Genomic DNA, 3,949 nt, shown 5'->3' on the forward strand with positions numbered 1-3,949 from the left:
GTGAACGGCACCGTGCCCTGCGCCTGCTCCAGCCAGACCGCCACATCCACCAACAGCGGGTCCCAGACCGACAGCTGCGCGCCCAGCCGCAGCGAAACCCGCCCTGCCAGGCTGGCGCGCAAATCGCCCGAGACAAATTCCCAGGTGCGCATCATCTGCTCGGCATAGGGCAGAAACTGCCGCCCCGCCGCCGACAGCCGCGTGCCGCCCGGGCCGCGCTCAAACAGTGTTGCCCCCAGGCTGTCTTCCAGCCCTTTGATCCGGGCACTGACCGCAGTCTGGGTGATGTGCAGCCGCCGCGCCGCGCCGTGAAAGCTGCCAGCGGCCTCGATCGCAAGAAAAGTTTCAAAAGCGTTGATCTGCATGGCAATCACTATTTCTGCTCAGACTGAGCAAATCAATTCGTTTTTCTGCTTGCCCAGCGGCCGCTATCCTGTCCTGAGATCAACCAGAGGACCCGCCTATGCTGGACAAAAGCCACAAACCGACCTGGACCAGTTTCCAGAACGCCACTGCCGAAGACTGGGCCGCAGTCGAAGCCTATGAGGCGGCCTACAACGCGGCCCTGCCCGAGCGGATCCTGGATGCGATCCGTTCGCTGGACGAGGACTGGACCCCTTACCCGGTGAACCGCTACCAGCACAGCCTGCAGGCTGCGACCCGTGCCCATGCGGATGGTGCCAATGATGAAATCATCGTGGCTGCACTGATCCATGACACCGGCGACATCCTGTCGCCCTACAATCACGGCGAGCTGTCGGCGGCGATGATGAAGCCCTACGTCAGCGAGAAGACCTATTGGATCCTCAAGCACCACTGCGTGTTCCAGGGCTTCTACTACAACCACTACTTCGGCGGCGACCGCAACGCGCGGGACAAATACCGCGATAGCCCGCACTGGGAAGACTGCCGGTATTTCTGCGAGACATACGACCAATGCGCCTTTGATCCGGCGTATCCGACCAAGCCGCTGGAGTTCTTCGAGCCGATCCTGCGCCGGGTGCTGTCGCGCGGCTGGGGCCACATGGAACTGGCAGAAACCGCGGAGGATTAAACCCCGGCCTGACACTGGTCCGGACACGGAAAGAGGGGCCGGATGGCCCCTCTTTTCAAAAAAAACTGTGATCAGTCCCACCAGCCCTCGTCAACCTCTGGCAACTGCTCCAGCTGTTCCTCGGTATAGCGGGTGACGATCACGTAGCGTTTGTCGTCGACCGGGGCCAGACGCATGTCCTCCACCGGGATCATCACATGTTTATCGCCGATATCCAGAAAACCGCCGACTTCAGCGACAATCCCTTTCATGGCGCCCTTGCGGTCCAGGATGATGTCTTCGATTTCACCAATGTCGTTCCAGTCCGGGCCAACGCCCGCGGCCTCCCAATTGCCCCAGGTGTCGGCATCCATCGGGCCGTTCAGGGTATAGATGTCGCCGCCCGTGATATCACGGGTGCGGATCAGGTGGCCTGCGTCCGTCTGCATTTCTGCAACTGCCGGGGCAGCGGCGAAACCGGCGGCGAAGGCGATCATGGTTAAGCGTTTCAATGTGATATCTCCTGTGCTGCTTCGTTCATGAGGAGAACGGCCCAGCCCGGGGGAAGGTTCCAGAAAAGTTGAAAAATCCTTTCTGCCGTCTGTGCCTTGCCGTCGTCAGCCTGCAGCGCCTGCTGAGCACGAAGCTAGGCTGTGAAGGCCGCTGTGGCCACCAGCCCGGACGGCTGCCAGTCAAATTCGAGCCTGCCACCGGAAGCCGCCACCAGTTTGCGGATGATGGCGGATCCATGCCGGCGCTTGGGGACCGAGACAGCGGGGCCGCCTGTTTCCTGCCACTTCAACTGCAGGTCAGCGCCCTCAGCTGTCCAGGACAGCCGCACCTTGCCCCCGGCACAGCTGAGCCCTCCGTGCTTGACCGCGTTGGTGGCCAGTTCGTGCAGCAGCAATGTCAGCGGCGAAACCAGATGCTCCGGCAGAGTAAAATCAGCGCCGGACAGGCTGACCTGGCGTCTGCCCAACGGGGCATAGACAGTAAGCAGCTGCTCTGCCAGCGCATGCAACCCGGGCCGGACTTGCGCGGGCTGGACGATGGAATCGATATGCGCCTTTCCCAGCGCCTCCAAGCGGCCGGTCAGGGTTTTGCCAAAACCGCTGTTGCTGGATTCCTCCTGCGCCGTCATCCGGATGATCACCGACATCACGTTGACAATATTACCCAGCCGGTGCCGCAATTCGCGGTCGGCCAGCGCTTGCGCCTGCCGTTCCGCCGCGCGTATGGCAGAGATGTCCAGCTGCGAGCCGAAGAAGTATTCCGCCTTGCCGTCTGCGCCCAGCACCGGTCCGGTCTGCAGCGCATTCAGAAACGCTGTGCCGTCCTTGCGGTAGTTGAGGATCTCCACCGTGCCGACCGTCTGTCCGCTGAGCAGCTCCCGGACAGCAGCGACGCTTTCGGGCGTGGTGTCCGGTCCCTGCAGGAACCGGCAGTTGCGGCCGGTCACCTCGTCCAGCGGATACCCCGTCAGCTCGCAGAATGCCGGGTTGGCATAGATAATCGGGTTGTCCGGCAGTTTCGGGTCGGTGATGCACAGCGGCAGACGGACGTTCCGGATGATGGTGTCCGCGATCTCCCTGCCAGAGCTTAAGCTCCACTCAGTTAGGGGCATTTCTGAAACTCCTGGCGCCTTCCGTGCAGGTGTCTCAGCCTAGGCGTGAACGCCCTGTGCGGCAATGGGGTCCGGGACGGCAAGCCTGCGAAGAGAAACGCCGCTCCAAAATCCATTCGGGTGGTGCACAAACCGTGCAAGGGCAAGAAAGGCGCGCGCTTTTCTGTGTCCTGGCCTCATGCCGGGCAAAAGAACACCGCGGACAACCTTCGCATCCTCGGTGCGGTCCGGAACAGCGCAGGTATCATTGATATTCAGAGAACCCTTGGCATTGCGACCGGCAAAAGCATCGGCATGTCCCGCATCTACGATCGCATCGCCTGGTTCGAGGAGGTCTACCTTGCCCACGAGCGCGAGAGGCTGCGCCGCTGGAAGGCAAAGGTCGAAAAGAGCGGCGAGTTGATCGAGCGTCGCCTCAGCCATGATGACATGGTTTTGACAGTGAACTGGGAAACCGCGGCAGACCGGCGGAATACCCAGTTGAACTGCGCGGTCACTGCCGAAGCACGTAGCGGTTACGTGTATCGGCTCGATGTTGATTTCGATCCCAGGGTTGCACCCCTTGATGTTTTCAACTCGACTTATCTGGACGAAGACGGGCAGCCCCAAAACCTCTCACAAGAATACCCCGGGAGTAAGGTCGCATCGGCGCCGAAGTTTTCATGGCAGCGTCCAACTGGCCGGTTTCATGAAAGCCAGTTTTTTGGGGCCTGCGTGAACGAGATCCGAGCGTTTCAGATACGTGCCAAGCGGCGGATGCCAAAGAGGACGAAGGATCAGCAGGACGAACGCAAAGAGATCATGGACTGCACCGACAGCATGATCGCCAGGATCCGCGAGATCTCCGAAGGTTGGTTTGGCTTTCGCGTCGATGACACCGATGAACGGGGATCGTACAAGGGCGCCACCACCCGGGACACTTACACGAACGGCGACGGCAATATCCGAGAGCCAGTGCATGTGGGCAAGGAAGGCCGCGTCAACATCGGCCTCGGCGGGCTTCTGGAACCACCCACTCCGCGGGCTCGGGCGATCGTCGACGATGACAGGCAGGATCTGGTTGCTCGGATGAACCTGATCTGGATGGCGAAACGCCACGAAGACAATCCCGGGTTCAATGACCAGGCCGAGGCATTCAAGGGGAAAGATGAAGAGGGCGACGACGGCCCGAACCATTCTCTTCTCAACATGGTGAAGCGCTTCATCAATGTGCGCGAGTTGGATATTGACCTGATCGACACGATCAACCCATTCAGGGAAGGTTTTGACGTTGCATCACGCGCCTTTGATAC

General features: G+C 60.7%; 4 protein-coding genes and 1 pseudogene. 2 read left to right on the forward strand and 3 right to left on the reverse strand.

The annotated features are described in order from the left end of the window. The coding region (locus VOI29_RS23175) for a LysR family transcriptional regulator (RefSeq protein WP_323784090.1) at positions 1–365 on the reverse strand (365 nt) is incomplete at its 3' end. A gap of 98 nt (positions 366–463) precedes the next feature. On the opposite strand from VOI29_RS23175, the gene VOI29_RS23180 reads away from it, so the two are divergent. After that, positions 464–1,054 (forward strand): phosphohydrolase, encoded by a 591-nt coding sequence (locus VOI29_RS23180; RefSeq protein ID WP_323784092.1) that lies wholly within the window; start codon positions 464–466, stop codon positions 1,052–1,054. Between the two features lie 71 nt (positions 1,055–1,125). Here the strand turns inward: VOI29_RS23180 and VOI29_RS23185 are convergent, their stop codons facing one another. After that, positions 1,126–1,545, reverse strand: a complete 420-nt coding sequence (locus VOI29_RS23185) for a PRC-barrel domain-containing protein (protein WP_323784094.1) — start codon at positions 1,543–1,545, stop codon at positions 1,126–1,128. A gap of 134 nt (positions 1,546–1,679) precedes the next feature. Beyond that, on the reverse strand, positions 1,680–2,657 hold the full coding sequence (locus tag VOI29_RS23190) for a PAS domain-containing protein (protein WP_323784096.1): 978 nt from the start codon (positions 2,655–2,657) through the stop codon (positions 1,680–1,682). Between the two features lie 45 nt (positions 2,658–2,702). On the opposite strand from VOI29_RS23190, the pseudogene VOI29_RS23195 reads away from it, so the two are divergent. Next, positions 2,703–3,949: pseudogene (locus VOI29_RS23195) on the forward strand (hypothetical protein); the annotation flags it as partial.

This window comes from Leisingera sp., assembly GCF_034669605.1.
Taxonomy (GTDB): Bacteria; Pseudomonadota; Alphaproteobacteria; order Rhodobacterales; family Rhodobacteraceae; genus Leisingera.